16 protein-coding genes are annotated in these 20,352 nt (G+C 46.6%); 14 read left to right on the plus strand and 2 right to left on the minus strand.

Going from position 1 to position 20,352, the window contains the following annotated elements; translation table 11 throughout:
* Positions 1-4 precede the first annotated feature (4 nt).
* From ACTJLE_RS02095 to ACTJLE_RS02135, 9 genes are all read left to right on the plus strand, one after another.
* Positions 5-1,318 (plus strand): shikimate dehydrogenase family protein, encoded by a 1,314-nt coding sequence (locus ACTJLE_RS02095; RefSeq protein WP_481267230.1) that lies wholly within the window; start codon positions 5-7, stop codon positions 1,316-1,318.
* A gap of 167 nt (positions 1,319-1,485) precedes the next feature.
* On the plus strand, positions 1,486-2,361 hold the full coding sequence (rapZ, locus tag ACTJLE_RS02100) for an RNase adapter RapZ (protein WP_481267268.1): 876 nt from the start codon (positions 1,486-1,488) through the stop codon (positions 2,359-2,361).
* A 199-nt stretch (positions 2,362-2,560) separates the two neighbouring features.
* A complete protein-coding gene (gene whiA / locus ACTJLE_RS02105) occupies positions 2,561-3,508 on the plus strand; it encodes a DNA-binding protein WhiA (protein WP_119487533.1) in 948 nt (315 codons plus the stop codon).
* A 759-nt stretch (positions 3,509-4,267) separates the two neighbouring features.
* Positions 4,268-5,473 carry a phosphoglycerate kinase gene (locus ACTJLE_RS02110; protein WP_481267231.1) on the plus strand — a complete coding sequence of 402 codons (1,206 nt, stop codon included), beginning with the start codon at positions 4,268-4,270 and terminating at the stop codon, positions 5,471-5,473.
* Positions 5,474-5,851: 378 nt separating this feature from the next.
* A complete protein-coding gene (tpiA, locus tag ACTJLE_RS02115) occupies positions 5,852-6,649 on the plus strand; it encodes a triose-phosphate isomerase (RefSeq protein WP_481267232.1) in 798 nt (265 codons plus the stop codon).
* 52 nt (positions 6,650-6,701) lie between these two features.
* On the plus strand, positions 6,702-6,950 hold the full coding sequence (secG, locus tag ACTJLE_RS02120) for a preprotein translocase subunit SecG (protein WP_119487530.1): 249 nt from the start codon (positions 6,702-6,704) through the stop codon (positions 6,948-6,950).
* A gap of 120 nt (positions 6,951-7,070) precedes the next feature.
* A complete protein-coding gene (locus ACTJLE_RS02125) occupies positions 7,071-7,907 on the plus strand; it encodes an HAD hydrolase family protein (protein WP_481267233.1) in 837 nt (278 codons plus the stop codon).
* 6 nt (positions 7,908-7,913) lie between these two features.
* Complete coding sequence (locus ACTJLE_RS02130) at positions 7,914-8,474, plus strand: GNAT family N-acetyltransferase (RefSeq protein ID WP_481267234.1); 561 nt, start codon at positions 7,914-7,916, stop codon at positions 8,472-8,474.
* A gap of 174 nt (positions 8,475-8,648) precedes the next feature.
* A complete protein-coding gene (locus tag ACTJLE_RS02135) occupies positions 8,649-10,022 on the plus strand; it encodes an AMP-dependent synthetase (protein WP_481267235.1) in 1,374 nt (457 codons plus the stop codon).
* Positions 10,023-11,111: 1,089 nt separating this feature from the next.
* On the opposite strand, the gene tal is transcribed toward ACTJLE_RS02135, so the two are convergent.
* Complete coding sequence (gene tal, locus ACTJLE_RS02140) at positions 11,112-12,215, minus strand: transaldolase (protein ID WP_119487528.1); 1,104 nt, start codon at positions 12,213-12,215, stop codon at positions 11,112-11,114.
* A 207-nt stretch (positions 12,216-12,422) separates the two neighbouring features.
* Positions 12,423-14,522 (minus strand): transketolase, encoded by a 2,100-nt coding sequence (tkt, locus tag ACTJLE_RS02145; protein ID WP_481267236.1) that lies wholly within the window; start codon positions 14,520-14,522, stop codon positions 12,423-12,425.
* Between the two features lie 244 nt (positions 14,523-14,766).
* On the opposite strand from tkt, the gene hrcA reads away from it, so the two are divergent.
* The 5 genes from hrcA (at position 14,767) to ACTJLE_RS02170 (ending at position 20,125) form a co-directional block, all read left to right on the plus strand.
* On the plus strand, positions 14,767-15,783 hold the full coding sequence (gene hrcA, locus ACTJLE_RS02150; protein ID WP_481267269.1) for a heat-inducible transcriptional repressor HrcA: 1,017 nt from the start codon (positions 14,767-14,769) through the stop codon (positions 15,781-15,783).
* Positions 15,784-15,869: 86 nt separating this feature from the next.
* Positions 15,870-17,027: a molecular chaperone DnaJ gene (gene dnaJ, locus ACTJLE_RS02155; protein WP_481267237.1), complete on the plus strand. Its 1,158-nt coding sequence runs from the start codon at positions 15,870-15,872 to the stop codon at positions 17,025-17,027.
* Positions 17,028-17,114: 87 nt separating this feature from the next.
* Positions 17,115-18,101: a methionyl-tRNA formyltransferase gene (fmt, locus tag ACTJLE_RS02160; RefSeq protein ID WP_481267238.1), complete on the plus strand. Its 987-nt coding sequence runs from the start codon at positions 17,115-17,117 to the stop codon at positions 18,099-18,101.
* A 38-nt stretch (positions 18,102-18,139) separates the two neighbouring features.
* Positions 18,140-18,793 carry a phosphoserine phosphatase SerB gene (serB, locus tag ACTJLE_RS02165; RefSeq protein WP_481267270.1) on the plus strand — a complete coding sequence of 218 codons (654 nt, stop codon included), beginning with the start codon at positions 18,140-18,142 and terminating at the stop codon, positions 18,791-18,793.
* 501 nt (positions 18,794-19,294) lie between these two features.
* Complete coding sequence (locus tag ACTJLE_RS02170; protein WP_481267239.1) at positions 19,295-20,125, plus strand: inositol monophosphatase family protein; 831 nt, start codon at positions 19,295-19,297, stop codon at positions 20,123-20,125.
* The last annotated feature ends 227 nt before the right edge of the window (positions 20,126-20,352 follow it).

Genomic DNA, 20,352 nt, shown 5'->3' on the forward strand with positions numbered 1-20,352 from the left:
GAATATGCAGGAAGCGAATATGCAAGAAGCGAATATGCAAAAAGCGAATATGCAAGAAGCGAATATGCAGAAAATATACAATTGCGCAGTTTTAGGAGATCCTATTTCGCACTCGCTGTCTCCCGTATTACACAACGCAGCTTATAAAGCTTTAGGCTTGAAGAATTGGCAATATAGCAAGAAAAAAGTAAGCGAAACAGAGTTGGCGGATTTTATATCCACTCTTGACGATTCTTGGAAAGGCTTAAGCCTTACAATGCCGCTTAAAAAAACCATAATGAAACTCGGCACTCCTTGCGACTACTGGTCTAAAGCACTTAACGTAGCAAATACTGCGATTTTTACAAGCAATCCTGCAACAGCTTTGCCTTCGCAAATTGAACTGTGCAACACGGACGTAAGTGGCATAATTACAGCTTTTATTCGATCCTTGCACGAGAGCATATGCCAAGTAAAAAAGGCCGTTATTATTGGAAGCGGCAACACGGCATCTTCTGCAATGGCGGCGCTGATAGAAATTGCGCAAGCTTCGAAACTTGAGCAGGTGCAAGTTATTGCAAGAACTGAAAATGACGGTAGCGTAAAAGGCGTAGAGCGTTTTAATAATCTTTTGCGCGCGTACTGCGCGGATTCTCCAAATAGCAGAAGCATAGAGCCGTGCTTAGAAAGCGGGGAAGCTGAAAGTAGGGAAGCTGAAAGCGCGGAAAACGAAAGTAGGGAAGCTGAAAGTAGGGAAGCTGATTCAAAATACGAATCAGTGCGAGGTATTGAATTCCCAACGCTTAGTGAAGAAGCGCTTGAAAAATTTGCCGACTATAGCGCGGAAAAATTAGGCGCGGAAAAATTATCGGAATGTGACGAATCTCTCATTTTGAAATCCCTAAGCTCGCTAGACGCAATTCGCGCAATTGCAGAAGCAGATATTGTAATAAGCACAGTTCCAGCGCACGTTGCAGACGGCTTGGCAATAGCACTAAAAGCGTACTGCCAAAATAGTTGCGTAAAAAGATTGGGTGCGCTGCTTGACGTAGTGTACGATCCTCGCCCGAGCATGCTTCTTAGCGCTTTCAGGCAATACGGATTGGGAATCGGCGGTGAAGAAATGCTTTTGTATCAAGCATTAGAGCAAGTAAAGCTGATGACGTTCGAATACAGGAATTCGGAAGAAAAAGATGAAGTAAGTTCTGAAGAAAAATCGGAAGAAAGCTCGGAAAATATTTTTGAGAATGATTCTGACAAGGCCGCAGATTACGATAAACCTAGAGACTGTGAATATTTAAGCAATTGCATGCGAAAAGCATTACAGGAGGCATTATGAGCGCCGAAAAGCAAGATGATGCGCAAAATAGCGCGCAAAATAGCGCGCAAAATAGCGATGTGCAAAATAGCGCGCAAATCGGTACGCAAAATAATGCGCAAAATAGTGCGCAACATAGCGCGCATCGCGAATTAGACGCAAATACTCAAGCTCAAAGCGCAATAAGTATGCAATTAGCTGGCGGATTCGAAGTCATGCTAATCACCGGCATGAGCGGAGCCGGGCGCTCGCACGCAGCTAACGCTTTGGAAGACATGGGTTGGTACGTTATTGACAATCTTCCTCCGAAGCTTTTAATACCGCTGGTAGATATGATGACGTCTTCCGGATCAAAAGTGCATAAGCTTGCGGCTGTGATCGACGTGCGCTCGCGAGGATACTTCGACGACCTGTTTGCTGTTCTTGCGCATATTGACGAGCTTGGCGTAAAAACGCGAATTTTGTTCCTCGACGCTTCAGACTCAGTGCTTATTAAGCGCTACGAGTCTGTGCGAAGGCCTCATCCTTTGCAGCGCGGTGGCAGGCTTATTGACGGCATTCTTGAAGAGCGCGAACTGCTTGGTCATTTAAAAGATTGCGCGGATATTATTATCGACACTTCAAATTTGAGCATCCACCAGCTTTCCACAAAGCTTTACGAAAGCTTACTGGGCAAAGGCTCTTCAACAGTATCCGTGCACATTTTTAGCTTCGGATTTAAATACGGAATTCCTATGGACGCTGATTTTGTGGCAGATATGCGATTTTTGCCTAATCCATTCTGGGTGCCGCAATTGCGCGACTTAACTGGAAAAGATAAAGCTGTAAGCGATTACGTGCTTTCGAATCCTGCGGCGGCTGCTTTTTTGGACTCTTACGAAAAGGCTTTGCTTACTGCAATCGACGGATTTGCTAAAGAAGATAAGCACTACGTAACTATTGCTGTTGGCTGCACAGGCGGCCAGCATCGTTCAGTGGCGGTGAGTATTGAATTAGCAAGACGCTTGAGATTGCACGGATTGCAAGTTACTGTATCTGCGCGCGAACTTCAGCGAAGATCGTAAGTAAAAGTAAAAATAAAAAGTAAGTAAAAGTAAAAACGAAATTTTTGTGCTGCAAGTATGTGCAAACGTATGCAAATATCGCTAAAATGTCCAACGTATTCTGTATCACAGAAAGCCGGGCATGTCGCGTGTTATCGTATCATGCAAGTACCTAATAAGCACGCATATTTTAAGAAGAACGAAAGTAGGAGGTTGTCCCTTGGCTCTTCTTGACGACGTCAAAAATGAACTCGTTTCCAACAACAATGAGCTCCCGACGGTCATTATGGCTCAAGCGGCAGCAATGATGCGTTTTGCTGGCGGTTTAAGGCCAGTAAACAACCAAGCTGTTATTCGTGCACAATTAGATTCGCAGCGTGCAGCACAATGGCTTGTTGAAGTATTGAAGACGCATTTTCAAAGGGAAGCAACCATTTCCCAAGTTTCGCGCCAAACTCCTACTGGTACTGTGATTCGTTACGACGTAGTTGTTGAGCATGGTGCAGCGGCGTTGGCTTTGCAATCCGGTTTGCTTGATCGCCGCATGCGTATTGTTGCAGGCTTAGCTCCGGAGATTGTCGGCGGAAGTATCGCTCAAATCAAAGCAGCATGGCGAGGAGCATTCCTAGCTCACGGCGCAATTTCCGATCCTGGCAAAGCAAGCTACTTGGAAGTCGTGTGCCCAACTCACGAAGCCGCAAACGCTTTGCAAACGATGGCAGCGCGATTGGGTATTAGCGCCAAAGCTCGTCAAGTTCGCAGCTCGGAGCGCGTAACTTTGCGCGATTCTGACGCAATTGAGCGCATGCTTATTCTTATCGGTGCTCCTCGTTCCGCGCGCGAATGGACAGGAAAGCGTTCGGATGGGGAGGCTCGCGGAAAAGCTAATCGCCTTGCCAACTTTGACGACGCGAATATGCGACGTAGCGCAAAAGCCGCGGCTGAAGCTTGCGAAAAAGTTCGTCACGCATTCGATATTTTGGGCGACGACATTCCAGATAACCTGCTTATGGCTGGAAAGCTTCGTTTGGAGCATAGCGACGCAAGCTTGGAAGAACTTGGACATTTGGCGGATCCTCCAATCACGAAGGATGCTATTGCAGGGCGTATTCGCAGGCTTTTGCAGCTTTCGGTGAAGGTTGAGAAGTCGCGCATGCAGCAGCTTTAATTCTGTTTTTTGCGTGGTTTGTTGCAGAGTTAATTTTTAATTGCGCGAGTTGTTTTTTACTTCTCGCGCTTTTTTGTTTGTGAGATTCTTGGATTTCGTCTATGAGTTTTGACTGCGCGACGACCTGCTTTCGCGCTGCGTTGGGCAAGTAAGTTCTTGCTTAGTGTGGCGCGAGTTTTGGGGGATTTCTCTCCTCGCACGTCCCGTCCTTCAGTCGCTTTGGCTGTTAAAGGTTTTACTGTCTGCTTTGTTCTTTAAAGAACGTTGCTCCATCAGTCCTCTTTTAGTGCTCGTAGAGAAATCCCCCAAACTCTGCGTGCTTAATCTTTAATAACCTCATTCAATCGCAGAGATTTTTCAATTTTTCTTCTTCGCTTGGCGAATCAGCAGCCTTCGGCTCTGACGTTCGCCGCGCTCTGTGCGAAAAATCTCAAATCTCTACCTCGCTAATATTCTTGCAACTAAAGTCGCTTAATTAAGCTGCGGATGGTTTGGTGGTTGCGAGATTGTTATTGGTGTGGCGTGTGCAGCGGCATGAATGTTAAAGTTCACTAAGCAGCAAGTAATCACCGTTTGCAGAAGCACGACTGCAAAGCTGCGTTGTTCATAGGGATTGTTGAAGATGTGCGGTATAATTGCACCCGGCAATGTGTTGATATTTGAGGCTGATTTTGCGTCTTGTTGAACGAAGTAAGCCGGCACGCTAAGCCAGTATGTAAGTCAAATATGGTAAGCCAATATGGTTTGGAAAGGATACCAATGAAGACACTTAAAGATTTGGGAGATTTGAGCGGCAAGCGCGTTTTGGTTCGCGCCGATTTTAACGTTCCTCTTAAGGGTACGACAATCACCGACGACGGTCGTATTCGCGCCGCTTTGCCAACCATTAAAGCTCTGCGTGAGCAGGGTGCGAAGGTAATTTTGATGGCTCACCTTGGTCGTCCAAAGGGTCAGGTTGTTCCAGAGCTTTCTTTGGCTCCAGTAGCAGCTCGTTTAGGCGAACTTCTTGGCGTGAATGTTGCTTTAGCTGCAGATACTTACGGCGAGGATGCTGAAGCTAAGGTTGCTGCCATGAATAATGGCGACGTTGTTTTGCTTGAAAACGTGCGCTTCAATGCCGAAGAAACCAGCAAGGATGCTTCCGAGCGCGCAGCTTACGCTAAGAAGATTGCAGCTCTTGGTGAAGTATTCGTTTCCGACGGCTTTGGTGTTGTTCACCGCGCTCAGGGTTCTAATTACGATGTTGCTGCAGATCTTCCAGCAGCTGCCGGTTTGCTTGTTGAGAAGGAAGTTAAGGCACTTTCTCGCGCAACCGAAAATCCAGAGCGTCCTTTGACCGTTGTTCTCGGCGGTTCCAAGGTTTCCGACAAGCTCGGCGTTATTGAAAACTTGCTTTCTAAGGCTGATCGTCTTGTTATTGGCGGCGGCATGGTGTTCACCTTCCTTAAGGCTTTGGGTCACGAAGTTGGTACTTCCTTGCTTGAGGAAGATCAGCTCGAAAAGGTTAAGGGCTACATTGAAACCGCTAAGAAGAACGGTGTTGAGCTTGTGCTCCCAACCGATATTGTTGTGAACGCTGGCTTCCCAGCAGGCGATACTCCTGTTGCTCCAGAAGTTGTTCCAGCCGACGCTATTCCTGCCGACAAGATGGGCTTGGATATTGGCCCTGACTCTCAGAAGCTTTTCCACAACAAGATTGTCGATTCCAAGACCGTCGTGTGGAATGGCCCTATGGGCGTGTTCGAAGTTCCAGAGTTTGCAGCCGGCACTCGCGCTGTAGCTCAGGGCTTGGTTGATGCCACTAAGAACGGCACCTTCACCATTGTTGGTGGCGGCGATTCTGCTTCCGCAGTGCGCAACCTTGGATTCCCAGAAGATGGCTTCTCGCACATCTCCACTGGCGGTGGCGCTTCCCTCGAGTTCTTGGAAGGCAAGACTCTTCCAGGCTTGAGCGTGCTTGAGTAATTATCGCAAGTAATTATCTTAAGTAATTTCGCAAGTAATTATATTAATTAATTATTTCGCAAGTAATTATCTTAAGTAATAAAAGCTCTCAAGTTTTATATTGCGTATTTGCCGGCTCAACGGAGAATATCAAACATATTATGATTTCTAATATTATGATTTCTCAGTTGAACCGGCATAATGCACTGTAATTATGTAATTCGCAACATAGCTACGTAATTTGCAGTGCAGTTACGTAACTCGCAATATAGCTACGTGATTTGCAATATAACTACGTAATTCGCAATATAACTACGTAATTTGCAGTGCAGTTACGTAACTCTCAATATAGCTGCGTAATTTGCAATAGTTTGTGATTATTTTTTAAGAAGGGTTTGCATGAGTTCCAATCGCACTTATTTAGTCGCAGGTAATTGGAAAATGAATTTCAATCACCGCGAAGCAACGCATTTTATACAAAAATTTGTGTGGCTGCTACGCGATGCTCACTACGACTATCACGATTGCGAAGTAGCGCTTATGCCTTCTTTTACTTCTATTCGAAGCGTGCAAGTTCTTGTAGAATCCGACCGTCTGCCAATATTGTACGGAGCGCAAGCGGTTTCTGTAACTGCTCAAGGCGCTTTTACAGGCGATGTTTCGGCAGATATGCTTGCAAGTCTTGGATGCTCAATGGTGATTGTTGGCCATTCTGAGCGCCGCAAGTATCATCCGGAAGACGATGCGAATATTGTTGACCAAGTTCGCGCGGTTCTTGCAGCCGGAATGCAGCCTATTCTTTGCGTTGGTGAAAGTTTTAAGGAGCGCAAGCAGGGAATTGCGCTCGATTTTGCGGTGGGGCAGGTTCACGACGTTACGCTCGATTTGGATGCGAAGCAGGCTAAGCGTTTGATTATTGCGTACGAGCCAGTGTGGGCGATTGGCACAGGAATGGTTGCTAATGCGCAGTCGGCTCAGGAAGCGGCGTCTGCTATTCGAGAGGATTTGCGCGCTACTTTTGGCAGCGACGTGGCGGATACTGTTCGTATTCTTTACGGCGGATCCGTGACTTCGGCCGATGCTTCGACCCTTATTGCAGAGCCAGATGTTGACGGATTCTTGGTTGGGGGAGCATCTTTGGATGCCGAGGAGTTGTCGAATATTGTGCGACTCACCGCGGCTCAGGCGCGTCTATAGGTCAACGGTTCTTATTAAAATTAATCGAGTACTCTAAGACAGGAGGTTACTTGTGTCCGCTCTGAAAATCTTTTTGCAGGTATTGCTTGTGCTTACTAGCGTTTTGCTTACTCTGCTAATTTTGATGCACAAGGGCAAGGGCGGCGGCCTTTCCGACATGTTCGGCGGCGGCTTGACCAAGAACGCTGGTAGTTCTGGTGTCGCAGAAAAGAACTTGAACCGTTGGACCGTTATTATTGCACTGATTTGGGTTGCGGTGATTGTTATTTTGAACTTAATGACTAAGTTCTCGCTAATCTAAAGTATTCTTTTTGTAAAAAGCGCATAGTCAGCAGATTGTGCGCTTTTTGTTATTTAGTCTTATTTATTTATCTATCTAGTCTTATTTATTTATCTACTCTCGTTTATTTAGGTTCTTACAATGCTTCGTTTTTCTCCTTCTTTAGTAATTGCTGATCTTGACGGCACTATGCTTCACGATTCCGACACTTTTGAAGGTCGCTATTTAAGCAGCGAAACCGTGCAAGCAGCTGAGCGTTTGCACGAATCCGGTATTCCACTTGCTATTATTACGGCTCGTCCTGTTGGCAGTGCTTTTGATTTTGTTCACGATTTAGAAGCTCAAGTTTGCGCGTATCTTAACGGTGCGCTTATTGATTTTGATTGCGTTAATAGCACTGTTTCTGAGCTTACTTCGCAGCGAAGTATTGATACTCTTACGCGTTTTGGTTTTGATTCTAATCTTGCTAGTGATGTTTGCTTGCGTTTGCTGAATGAGATTCCTACGCTTCGGCTTGGTATTGTTATGAACGACGTTCGTTACACTAATTTTGACGTGCGTATGCTTTGGAGTAAGCAAGATTTTGTTATTACCGACTTTTCTAACGTTCCGCACGGCATTGCAGACAAAATCATTATTGTGCCGCGAGATAGCGAGAAGGAGCAGCTTCAGCGTATTATTCCGGATGATTTTTCCTTGCATATTAGCGAAGACGTGTTGTGGATGCTTACGAATCCTCTTGCGAATAAAGGGCACGCGCTGAACGTTATTTGCGATCGCTTGGGCGTGAAGGCGAGCCGCACGGTTGTTTTTGGTGACGATATTATTGATATTGATATGTTCCGTGCCGGCGGTTACGGGGTAGCGGTGGCGAATAGTAACCCGCGCTTGCTTGCGATTGCGGACGAAGTTTGCGCTTCCAACAACGACGACGGCGTTGCAAACTGGCTTCATTCAACCCTTTTTACTAGATTGTGAATAAAAATGAGTAAGCAAATAATCGAAACGGAAAGATTAATCTTGCGCGCTTGGACTCAAGATGACGCTGAAGATTTATTTAAGTATGCTGCAGATCCAGATGTTGGACCTATTGCAGGATGGCCTGTTCACAAAAGTATTGAGGATAGCAAATCTACTATTAAGAATGTTTTTCTTAGCGCAAAAGAATGTTATGCTGTGTGCTTAAAGTCGAGTAACAAGGCGATTGGATGTATTGAGCTAAAGCTTAACGGTCATACGGATATGACTACTAGAGATGATGAGTGTGAGCTTGGATATTGGGTTGGTAAGCCTTTTTGGGGTAACGGTTATATTCCGGAGGCGGCGAAAGCTTTGATTCAGTACGGTTTTGACGAACTTAACATGACGACTATTTGGTGCGGATATTACGATGGCAACAATAAGTCGAAACGAGTTCAGGAAAAGTGTGGTTTTGAAGCATATTGCGTGGATTCTTCCGTTGACGTGCCACTTATGCACGAAACTCGCGTGCGCCATCGTAACGTTTTAACCAAATCTCGCTGGCGAACTCTTTCTGGCAAGTAATCGCCGTTATTTTCTCAGTTCGTTGACTGAGTTTTTAACAGTGTTGAGCTTATTACCGTTATTTTCTCAGTTCGTTGACTGAGTTAGTAACGCTCACTATCTTCCTGTAATACCTTTTATCCACAACGCTCAAAATTTATTGCGCAAATATTGTATCTTTGAATAATAAATTGTATGAGCAATACTAGTAACGAAATAATACGCATGATTGAAAATGCAGAAAGTAATCATCAGTGTATACGACCAATTACTAGCGCGCAAAAGCAGTATGCGTATAGGTGCGTGAAAAAAGGCACTTTTGTGCGCACTTTTCGCAATCTTTATGCGCGAACTGAGTACTGGCAGAAGCTATATCCGTCTGAAAAAATGCGTCACATAGCTATTTCTTTAATGGAGATTTATCCAGAATGGAAGTTCACTGGTCCTACTGCTGCTGCGCTACTTGGCTATGATATTGTGGAAAATTATGATTATGTAGAAGATGGAAGTGATATTATTCAGCGCAACTTCAGTTCTTATGTAAGTTCAACGAAGATTTATATTCGTAGTTCTGTGCACAAGTCTGCTAACGATAATCCGTATTTGCATAGGATTATGCGAACATGCAAAGAGCAGGATGGTACAAGTGATGACGTGCGCATTGTGCAGCCGAGTCGAAATCATGGTAGACGTCTCGTTACGCTTCCGCATTCAAGTGACAGGGTAAGTTATGAGATTAGAAGTCATATTGTTGACAAGAGCACGATGCTTTTTGATGTTGCGAATACTGTGAATTTTAGGACAGCGTTGCCGATTTTTGATTCTGCTGCGCGTGATAACGTGAACTTTAACAAGGTTCTTGAGATTTGCGGAAGAAGATACGGGACTTCTGCTGGTGGACGTAGAAATGGTTGCGCTAATGAATTGCAATACGTGGACGACGTTTATGATGAGTACGATTCATTCAATGAAGAGTATGAAGATTTGCGTACTCGTGAGAAGAGTGTAGTTACTGCTAATTCTGCGGAGTCTTTTGCGAATGCATTCGTTGGCGGCGGGTTCGGAAAATCTGGGAGTGAGGAATATTCGCTTCTCAGGCTGCGCCGCCTTTGCTTTTTTAAGAATGGTTTAAGCGAGAATGGCGGTGAGTCTTTCGCGCGCGGCACGATGATTGATCTTGGGTTTATGGTGCCTGAGTTGCAGCATGAGTTTGTTGTGCCGAATTCCAGGGTTAAGTATAGGTGTGATTTTTTGTGGCGGGTTTCGGGCGGCGGCCTGATTGTTGGTGAGCTTGATGGGTATGACAAGTATTTTGTTGATTCGACTAATTCTACGCATTCGAATATCAACTTTAATTCTTCGTCTGATACTCAAATGTTGCGTAATTCCTACAATCAGGCCACTATTAATCGCAATATTGATAGGCAGGCTGAGCGTGAGTCGGTGCTTTTTAGGGAGTGCGGTGTGAGTAAGATTGTGCGTTTTAATTTTGCGGATGTTGTTGGCGTTAAGAATCTTGAGCGGAAGCTTGTTGAGGCTGGTGTGCCGCGGATTATGCGCGTTGGTTGATAACGAGCGTTTTTAGAACGCGCGGTGTTGTCGTTTTTCGACATTGGCGCAGCGCGACGACCTGCTTTCGCGCAGCATTGCGCGCGCGAAAGCAATTCGGAGCGCCGAGCTTGCTTAGGGTTGAAAGCACGGTGTGCTTTCAACGCGAGTTTCGTAAGCGGCGCGTAATCCGCGCGAGCATTGACTGCGTTATTGTCTGAAGATTGGAGCGCGGCGACATTCGTGCAGTTTGCTTTCTGCGTTAAGGTCTCTGGTTTGTGGTTTGTGTGTTATCCGACTTGATTTCGCGCTTATTTCTCACGCATAGCTTGCTTAGGGTTGAAAGCACGGTCTGCTTTCAACGCAAGAGAGGTTCATATTCGCTTATTACCGTTATTTTCTCAGTTTGTTGACTGAGTTTTTAACGGTGTTGTGCTTGTTAGCGTTATTTTCTCAGTTCGTTAGCTGAGTTTTTAACAGTGTTGAGCTTAGTAGCGTTATTTTCTCAGTTCGTTGACTGAGTTTTTAACAGTGTTGAGCTTAGTAGCGTTATTTTCTCAGTTCGTTGACTGAGTTTTTAACAGTGTTGAGCTTAGTAGCGTTATTTTCTCAGTTCGTTGACTGAGTTTTTAACAGTGTTGAGCTTAGTAGCGTTATTTTCTCAGTTCGTTAGCTGAGTTTTTAACAGTGTTGAGCTTGTTAGCGTTATTTTCTCAGTTCGTTAGCTGAGTTTTTAACAGTGTTGAGCTTATTACTGTTATTTTCTCAGTTCGTTGACTGAGTTTTTAACAGTGTTGAGCCTATTACTGTTATTTTCTCAGTTCGTTGACTGAGTTAGTAACGCTAACTATCTTCCTGTAATACCTTTTATCCACAACGCTTGAGATTTACTCGCAGCTATCTTCGCTTATTGTGTAAAATCGGACGCGTTCTACAAAATACGGACGTGTTGGCAAAATTTACGGACGTTTTCTTGTTTTTTGGACGCAAAACAAAAACCGCGCCTGCGTAAGATTAGTACATACGCAAGGTGCGGTTTTCGTTATTTAGCAATTTCGCTGATTAGCAGTTCCGCCGACTAGCAGTTCCGTTATCAGACGATTAGCAAAATCAGGCGTTTACGCGATCGATGCCGGACTGCACGTCAGCAATCACGGAATCCCAAGACTTGATGAAGGCTGCAACACCGTCGGCCTCAAGCTTGTCGGTAACGTCCTTGATGTTGATGCCAAGCTCAGCAAGCTTGTTCATAACAGCGTGGCTCTCTTCGTAAGTGCCCTTAACGGAAGGAGCGCCGTTGCCGTGATCAGCAAGAGCGTTCAAAGTCTTTTCTGGCATGGTGTTCACAACATGCTCAGCAACCAACTCGTCAACGTACTTGCAATCGGAGTAAGCTGCGTTCTTGGTGCCGGTAGAAGCCCAAAGTGGACGCTGCTTCTTTGCGCCCTTAGCTTCAAGAGCAGCCCAACGTGGGTCAGCTGCGAACTTCTTCTCGAAGAGTTCGTAAGCCAAGCGAGCGTTAGCAACAGCAGCCTTGCCTTCAAGAGCCTTAGCTTCATCGGAGCCGTTAGCTTCGAGGAGCTTGTCAACAGCGCTATCAACGCGGGAGACGAAGAAGGAAGCTACGGAACCAATGTGCTTCAAGTCATGGCCGTTAGCATCTGCCTGAGCAATACCTTCGATGAAGGCGTCGATAACCTGCTCGTAGCGCTCGAGGGAGAAGATCAAGGTTACGTTCACGGAAATGCCCTTAGCAAGGGTAGCGGTGATAGCTGGAAGACCTTCCAAAGTTGCTGGAATCTTGATCATAACGTTTGGACGATCAACCTTTGCCCAAAGCTCTTCAGCCTGCTTCTCAGTGTTAGCAGTATCGTGAGCCAAGCGTGGGTCAACTTCGATGGAGACGCGGCCGTCAACGAAGTCGGTCTTTTCAGCGATCTCGCGGAAGATATCGGTTGCGTTACGAACATCGGTGGTGGTCAACTCGCGGATAGCGGTTTCAACGTCGACCTTGCCGAGTTCCTTAAGCTGTGCATCGTATGGGCCAACCTGGCTCAAAGCCTTCTGGAAGATGGATGGGTTGGTGGTAACGCCAACAACATTCTTGTGAGCAATAAGATCCTGCAAAGAACCGGATTCAATGCGGGTGCGGGACAAATCGTCCAACCAAATAGAAACGCCGGAATCGCTGGTGCGCTGCGTTGCTTCAGTCATGTTATCTCCTTAACACTGTGCTCCACCAATTGGGGCACGTCGGTATTTTGGCGTTTTTACAGGAAACAGCGGTTGATAGCAAGCCAACGGTAGCTTGGTATCAACACGCCGTCGCTGCTTCCTGTGAAGTGCGATTGCACTTCTAGTTTTGTGATATATCAATTTTATTTTGATACATCAAGCTTTTTTATTTGCTTACTTGCTATCTTAGGCGCGAGCTTCTTCGATAGAAGCCTTAGCAGCTTCTACTACGTGCTCAGCAGTAATGCCCAAGTCGATCATGTTCTGACCGCCGTCACCCTGCAAGCCGTACTGTTCGATAGAAACAGCCTTGCCGCAATCGCCAAGATACTTGTACCAAGGCAATGCCAAGCCAGCTTCGATGGAAACGCGAGCCTTGACGGACTTTGGAAGGATTGCTTCCTTGTACTCTTCGTCCTGCTCTTCGAACCATTCGAGGGATGGCATGGAAAGAACGCGAGCCTTAATGCCTTCAGCAGCCAAAGTCTTGGCGCCGGCAACAGCCCACTGAACTTCGGAACCGGTTGCCATGATGATCACGTCTGGAGTGCCTTCGCAATCAACCAAAACGTAAGCGCCGTGCTTCACGCCTTCGCGAGCCTTTTCAGCAGTCTCAGCGAGGGTTGGAACACCCTGGCGAGTCAAAATCATGGCAGTTGGGTAGCTGTTCTTCTTTTCGAAGAAGTAGCGGTAAGCTTCAGCAGTTTCGTACTCGTCTGCAGGGCGCACAACCTCAAGCTGAGGAATAGCGCGGAATGCAGCCAAGTGTTCGATTGGCTGGTGAGTTGGACCGTCTTCGCCCAAAGCTACGGAATCGTGGGTCCAAACGTAGAGGTTTGGAATCTCCATCAAAGCAGCCAAGCGAACTGCTGGGCGCTCGTAGTCAGAGAACTGGAAGAAGGTGCCGTTGAATGGGCGAGTGTCAGAACCAAGCAAAATACCGTTGGTAATAGCACCCATTGCGAACTCGCGCACACCGAAGTGAAGCTGACGGCCGTGCTCGGAAACGTTTGGCCAAGTGCGGGTTGCGTCTTCGGATGGACCGAAGGAGTCAGCGCCCTTAATGTTGGTGTTGTTGGAACCGCCCAAATCAGCGGAACCGCCCCAAAGTTCTGGCATAACGGCAGCAATTGCGTTAAGAACTGCGCCGGAAGCCTTACGAGTAGCAACCTTAGAGCCAACTTCGAAGCCAGCAACCAAGTCGTCAATAGCCTTGTCGAAGCCTTCAGGAAGCTTGCCAGCCTTAATGCGCTCGTAAAGAGCAGCCTTATCTGGGTTTTGAGCAGCCCACTTTGCAAGAGCTTCATCCCAAGCCTTGTGAGCAGCCAAGCCGCGTTCTGCAACCTTGCGAGCGTGAGCCAAAGCTTCTTCGTCGATTGGGAATGCAACTTCTGGGTCGAAACCGCAAAGTTCCTTCAAGCCCTTAACAGCTTCTTCGCCAAGCTTGGAGCCGTGGGAAGCTTCGTTGTCGGTCTTGCCTGGGGTTGGCCAAGCAATCAAAGTATTAACCTTAATGAAGTGAGGCTTGTCGGTAACTTCCTGAGCCTTTTCAATAGCTGCAGCCAAAGCCTGAACGTCTTCCTTGTAGGAGCCGTCTGGCTGAACGAAGCTAACTTCATCGGTGTACCAACCGTATGCACGGTAACGAGCAAGAATATCTTCAGAGAAGGTGAGCTTGGTGTCGCCTTCAATCTGAATGTGGTTTGCATCGAAGATTACGGTCAAATTGCCGAGCTTCTGGTTTCCAGCCAAGGAAGCAGCTTCAGAAGAAACGCCTTCCTCAACGTCGCCTTCGCCGCAAATAACCCAAACCTTGTGATCGAATGGGGAAGCGCCGGCTGGAGCTTCTGGATCGAGAAGACCGCGCTCAAAGCGCTGGCCGTAAGCAAAGCCAACAGCAGAGGCAAGACCCTGGCCGAGTGGGCCGGTGGTCATTTCGATGCCTGGGGTTAAGCCATACTCTGGGTGGCCTGGAGTACGCGTGTCAGCGCCGCCACGGAAATACTTGAGATCGTCAAGAGTCAAGCCGTAACCAGAGAAGAACAACTGCACATATTGCGTAAGCGAAGCGTGACCGCCAGAAAGAATAAAACGATCGCGGCCGGCCCACTTTGGGTCAGCAGGATCGTGCTTAATGAAGTGTTGGTACAGTGTGTACGCAATTGGTGCCAATGAAACAGGGGAGCCAGGATGTCCGTGTCCTGCTCGCTCAACAGCATCAGCCGAGAGAACCTTCGCCATCTTTACGGCGCGCTCGTCTAATGCAGACCAGTTGAAATCGGTCATTTGATCTACTTTCCTTCCAATAATTCGGGTTTTTAAGCACAGCTTACGCTGGCTTTTTACCCTCTCATTGCCCTTCAATCCTATCTTTCGCGCGCGACGAATATGTTACAAAGTGTGTCAAAAGTTTGCTTTTATGTTCTGTTGAGTGCTAATAAATAGCTAATAAATAGACTACTATATAAATATAGGATTTAGACGTATTTGTTAGACGTATTTGGGAGGAGCAGTAATGCAGTCGCGACGCATGATGATTTTGCGCGCAGTCGTTGAGGATTATATTCGTTCTCAAGAGCCTGTTGGTTCTGCAGCTTTAGCAAAACATCATCAGCTTGGTGTAAGTTCCGCTACTATTCGTAACGATATGTCGGCTTTGGAAGAAGAAGGCTACCTTGTGCAGCCGCACACTTCCGCAGGTCGCATCCCTACCCAAAAGGGGTATCGCTATTTTGTTGACGGCTTAGCTGCAGTTATTCCGCTTTCTGAACCGCAGCGTCGCGCTATACGTAACTTTTTGAGCGGATCTGTTAGTTTGCAAGATACTTTGCAACGTTCCGCGCGTCTTCTCGCAAGTATTACCGGCCAAGTCGCGCTCGTCGCATCCCCAGCATTATCTAAATCAAAAGTAAAAAGAATTGAGATTGTTCAAGTATCGTCTTCTACGCTTTTGGTTGTTGTTATTACAGACGCTGGAGGCGTAGCTCAGCACATGATTCAAGCGTCCAACATAAATCCAGACGACTTATTGCATCTAACGAATATGGTTAACGAGTGTTGCATTGGAGCGTCTCTTTTAGATGCTTCAAAACGCGTTTATGCTCTTGCAAATCGTAAGGATTTAGCGTCAGCTTTGCAAATTATTAGTCAGCTTGCTAACGCTTTAGACGATATGCACGACGGTGAGCATACTCACGACTTGTATATGGCAGGAGCTTCTCAGCTTGCGCATCGGCAAAGTATTGCTGATTTTGCGTCTCTTTTTGACGCGCTTGAAGAGCAGGCTGTTATTATGCGACTTATGACTTCGCTAAGTGAGGAAGCGAGCGATTGCGAAAGTGGTGTTAGCGTTGCAATCGGTTCGGAAACGCACACTCCTGGTTTGCTTAATGCTTCTGTTGTAACAAGCGCTTACGGATACAATGCGGATTCTGATTCCGCGTTTATTGGCTCAATCGGCCCTACTCACATGGATTATGCGGCAACGATGACGGCTGTTAAGGCTGTTGCGCGCTACCTTAATTCGTTTATATCCGAAAATTCGTAAAAGTATAAAAGGTATAGCAAGTATAAAAGCTATAGCTGGCTGTGCCTTATGCAAAAATGATTTTAGAAAAATAAAAGGGGAATTAATTGACTGATTACTACAAAGTTTTAGGCGTCGACCACAACGCTAGCGAAGACGAAATTCGCAAAGCCTACCGTAAGATGAGTCGCAAATATCATCCGGATATTGCTGGAGCTGAGTTTGAAGACAAATTTAAGGAAGTAAACGCTGCTTACGACGTGCTTTCGAATCCAGAAAAGCGCCGAATGGTAGATATGGGCATCGATCCTAACGATCCTGCCGCAGCTAGAGCTGGTGCAGGTGCTGGCGCTGCCGGCGCTGGTTTTGCTGACATGGGCGATATTTTTAGCCAGTTCTTTGGCGGCTCTTTTGGAACTTCGCAAGGCCCAATTTCTAGGGTGCAGCCTGGCGACGACGCTTTAGCGGAAGCTCGCATTGATTTGAAAACCGCTATTTTTGGCGGAAATGTGAGCGTACGCATAACAACTTTTGGCGTTTGCCAGGATTGCAACGGTTCCGGTTCTGCAGACGGTTCTGCTCCTGAACAGTGTGATCAATGCCACGGTTCCGGCTTCTGCCAGAAGGTTGTGCGCACAATGCTCGGCCAAATGGTTTCTTCAATGCCTTGCGACAAGTGCGAAGGCCACGGCACGATTATTAAGAATCTTTGCCAAAACTGCCACGGTCATGGTCGTGTTCGCGCGGTTCGCGAAGTTGGCGTGAACGTGCCGGCTGGAATTCGTGATGGAAGTCGCTTGCGCCTTGCTTCTCAAGGTAGCGTTGGTGAGTGCGGCGGCCCTGCCGGCGACTTGTACGTTGATATTCACATTCGCGCCGACAAGCAGTTCACGCGAGATGAAGACGATTTGCATTGCTGGATTACGATTCCTATGAGCTGGGCTATTCTTGGCCACGATTTGGAAATTACTACTTTCGACGGCTCTAAAAAAGTTACGATTCCTGCAGGCTGCCAAAATGACGACACTATTACTTTGCCAAATCTTGGCGTTACGAAGTTGCGTTCTAAAGATCGCGGAAACGTAATTGTGCACGTGTTGGTAAAAACGCCTACAAAGTTGAGTGATGAAGAGCGCGCTTTGGTTGAAAAATTTGCTAAGTTGCACGATAGTGACGTAAAGCAAGTGCAGCAAAGTTCGCTTAATGAGCAGTCGGGTGAGCGTAAAGGTTTCTTTAGTAAATTGAAGGAAGCTTTTGTAGGCTGATTTTTGAGGCTATTAGTTGTCTGATTTTTACGCCTATTAATTTTTACGCCTATTAATTTTTACGTCTATTAAAATAGTAGAGGAAATATGGCATTACCAATTTTGTTTGCAGGCACTCCGGAAGTTGCGGTTCCGTCTCTTCGTGAGCTAGCCAAAGATAGTGAGCATTTTGACGTTCGAGCTGTTATTACGCGCCCGGACGCTCCAACTGGTCGCGGCCGAAAGCTTGTGCCAAGTCCAGTAAAACAAGCGGCTCTTGAGCTAGGCCTTACAGTAATCGAAATTGACCCTAGCAAAGACGAAGCTAACTTCCTTAATAAGCTTGCCGAAACTGGCGCGAAAGCTGCGGCAGTTGTGGCGTACGGTAAGATTTTGCGACAGAGCGTTTTAGACGCGTTGCCGCTCGGCTGGTACAATCTTCATTTTTCGCTTCTTCCGCAATGGCGAGGCGCAGCTCCTGTTCAGCGCGCAATTTGGGCTGGGGATGACATTACGGGCGCTACTGTTTTTCGCATTACGCGCGGCATGGATTGCGGCCCTATTTTGGCGCAGTTTACTACGAAAATTGAGCCTCACGAAAATTCCGGCGATCTTCTTGCGCGCCTTGCAATCGACGGCGCTCCTCTTCTTGCAGCATCTCTTCGCGGCATGGAAACTGGCGAAATTGTGCCGGTTGAGCAGGATCAAACTCCTCAAGAAGTTGCGCAAAAAATCACGGTTGAAGATGCTCATATTGATTTTCACGCGCCAGCTTTTGCGGTTGACCGTCAAATTCGCGCTTGCACTCCGAATCCGGGAGCGTGGTGCGAGCTTCATGCGGACGACGAGAATAACGCGGAACCGATTACTTTGCATGTTTTGCGCGCAAAGCCGGCAGACGCTAACGATCCGCATGGTGAGGAATTGATGAAGCTTGATCCTGGAAAATTACTTGCTGGCAAAAAGCAAGTTTGGGTCGGTACTTTAAGCGGCGCGCTTGAGCTTTTGGAAGTAAAAGCGCAAGGTAAGAAAGCTATGAAAGCGGCCGATTGGGCGCGCGGAGCAAGGCTTTCTGCCGAAGCCTACTGCGCATAATTATTGTGCATAAAATTATGAGCATGAACTTTTCTGCGATGCTGCCAACTTTAGCCAAGCCTGGGCTTTTGGTTATGGATGTTGACGCAACGCTTATTGAGGAAGAAGTTATTGATTTGCTCGGCGAGGAAGCTTGCTGCGGCGATGAGATGTCTTTGATTACAGCGCGCGCAATGCGTGGCGAGATTACTTTCGACGACTCGTTGCGTTTGCGCGTGAATATGCTTCGGAACTTAAACATTGACGAGTGTAAAAAGCGTATTATTTCGCGTATTCACGTAACTAAAGGCGCGAATGTTTTAATTGACGCACTTCATGCGCACGGTTGGAAAGTTGGCGCAGTTTCTGGCGGTTTTCACGAGATTTTGGACGAATTGCTGCCGAGTTTGAATATTGATTTTTGTGTGGCTCACCATTTAGAGGCGATTGACGGCAAGCTTACTGGCAATGTTCTAGGAAATATTGTTAACGCTAACGCAAAAGTGGAAGCGCTTCGAGCTTGGGCAAGTGATCTTGGCGTTGAGCGCGAGCAAACTGTTGCCGTGGGGGATGGGGCGAACGATATTTCAATGATTAAATTCGCTGGATTAGGCGTGGCTTTTTGCGCAAAACCAGCAGTTCAAGCGGCTACTCCTTACCGCATTCTTACTCGCGATTTAAGCGCTGTATTGCGTTTTTTGAATGCGAATTAATATGTTTTAATGTGGCGCGAGTTTTGAGGGCGCGATGACCTGCTTTCGCGCTTAAAGCGTAGCGCGCGAAAGCAATTCGGAGCGTGAGCTTGCTCAGGTTGAAAGCACAGTGTGCTTTCAACGCAAGCTCAGTAGCGAGCGCGTTACCCGCGCGAGCGTGCCTTCGTTCAGTGCAAAAAATCTCAAATCTCACCTCACGAATATTCCTACGAATGAATTACGAAACATATTAAGATGTAAAATAAATTCTGCATTTATAGAGCGAAAAGTTGATGAATGTACATAAGCAATGTAAAATAATGAAGCAATGATTAAAGATTAATGATTAATGATTATTTTTGTGAAAGTTCTGTAGCTTTTATCCACAGAGCATAAATGTGTTGGTGAATCTTTCTATTGATGAGTAAAATAACAGTTAGTTTTTGAGAGAAAAGTGTGCGTGAATGCAGAAGATTCAGGAATTTACGTTGAAATTCGCGCACGAAGGGTAGGGAGTGTAAGTTGAATTTACGAGAAGTTGCGCTTGAAGTTGCGCGTATTTTGGAAGACGTTGGTAAGCATGCTTATCAGGATCAGTTAAGCCCTCAAGATATGACGTCGCTTGCGTTGGGCGATCCTACGCAGTCAGACTCCGGTTTTGGCGATAAGCTCGTGCGCTTTATTCAAAACCGTTTAACGTACGTGAATCCTTTCCAAGGTTTTTGGAGGACTCGTCCGGAGCATTGCAATCCGGGCGACCGTTTTTGGTGCGTTGGAAACGTTGACGGCGCTATTAATTTCAACCGAGACATGGCAGAGTGGACTCTTACAGTTTCGCTTTTTGAGTTTAACGATGAAGGTTCCGCTCGCCCGGTGCTTGGCGTTGTGCACGCTCCTGCATTGGGATTAACTTATTTGGCTGCAAAGGGCCAAGGTGCTATTCGCATTCGTAGAACTCCGCAAGGCGAGAAGCGCGAGAAGATTACTCCTTCCACAACTTCTACTTTGCAAGGATCCGTTGTGTGCTACGGAATGTCTTACATACCGGGCGAATCTAAGCGCGCTCTTGACGTAGTTTCTTCGCTTGAAGAAGGCTGCCCTGCGGATATTAAGCGCATTGGGCCGGCTTCGCTTGACTTGTGCAAGGTGGCAGACGGCACTTACGACGCTTACTTTGAGCCGCATTTGCACCAATGGGATATTCCGGCTGTTTCTGCTGGAGCTGTGGTTGTGGAAGAAGCGCAATGCCAGGTGTGCCAGTGGGATGGCAGCCCCATTCATTGGCGCCGCGAAAATGACGTAGTTGCTTCTAACGGCGTGCTTATTAACGAGTTAAAGCCGTATCTTAAGTAACTCGTAGTCTTGCGTAAGTAAAAGCAATAATCTTGCGTAAGTAAGCAATAATCTTGCGTAAGTAAGCAATAATCTTGCGTAAGTAAGCAATAATCTTGCGTAAGTAAGCAATAATCTTGCGTAAGTAGTTAATAGCCTTTCGTAAGCAGTAAATAGTCTTGCGGCGTGTCGTAATTTTTTTTTAATAAACATTATGACGTCTTATTCAAGCAATTTATGCGCAAATC

The organism is Gardnerella sp. CCPDSM, from assembly GCF_056754715.1.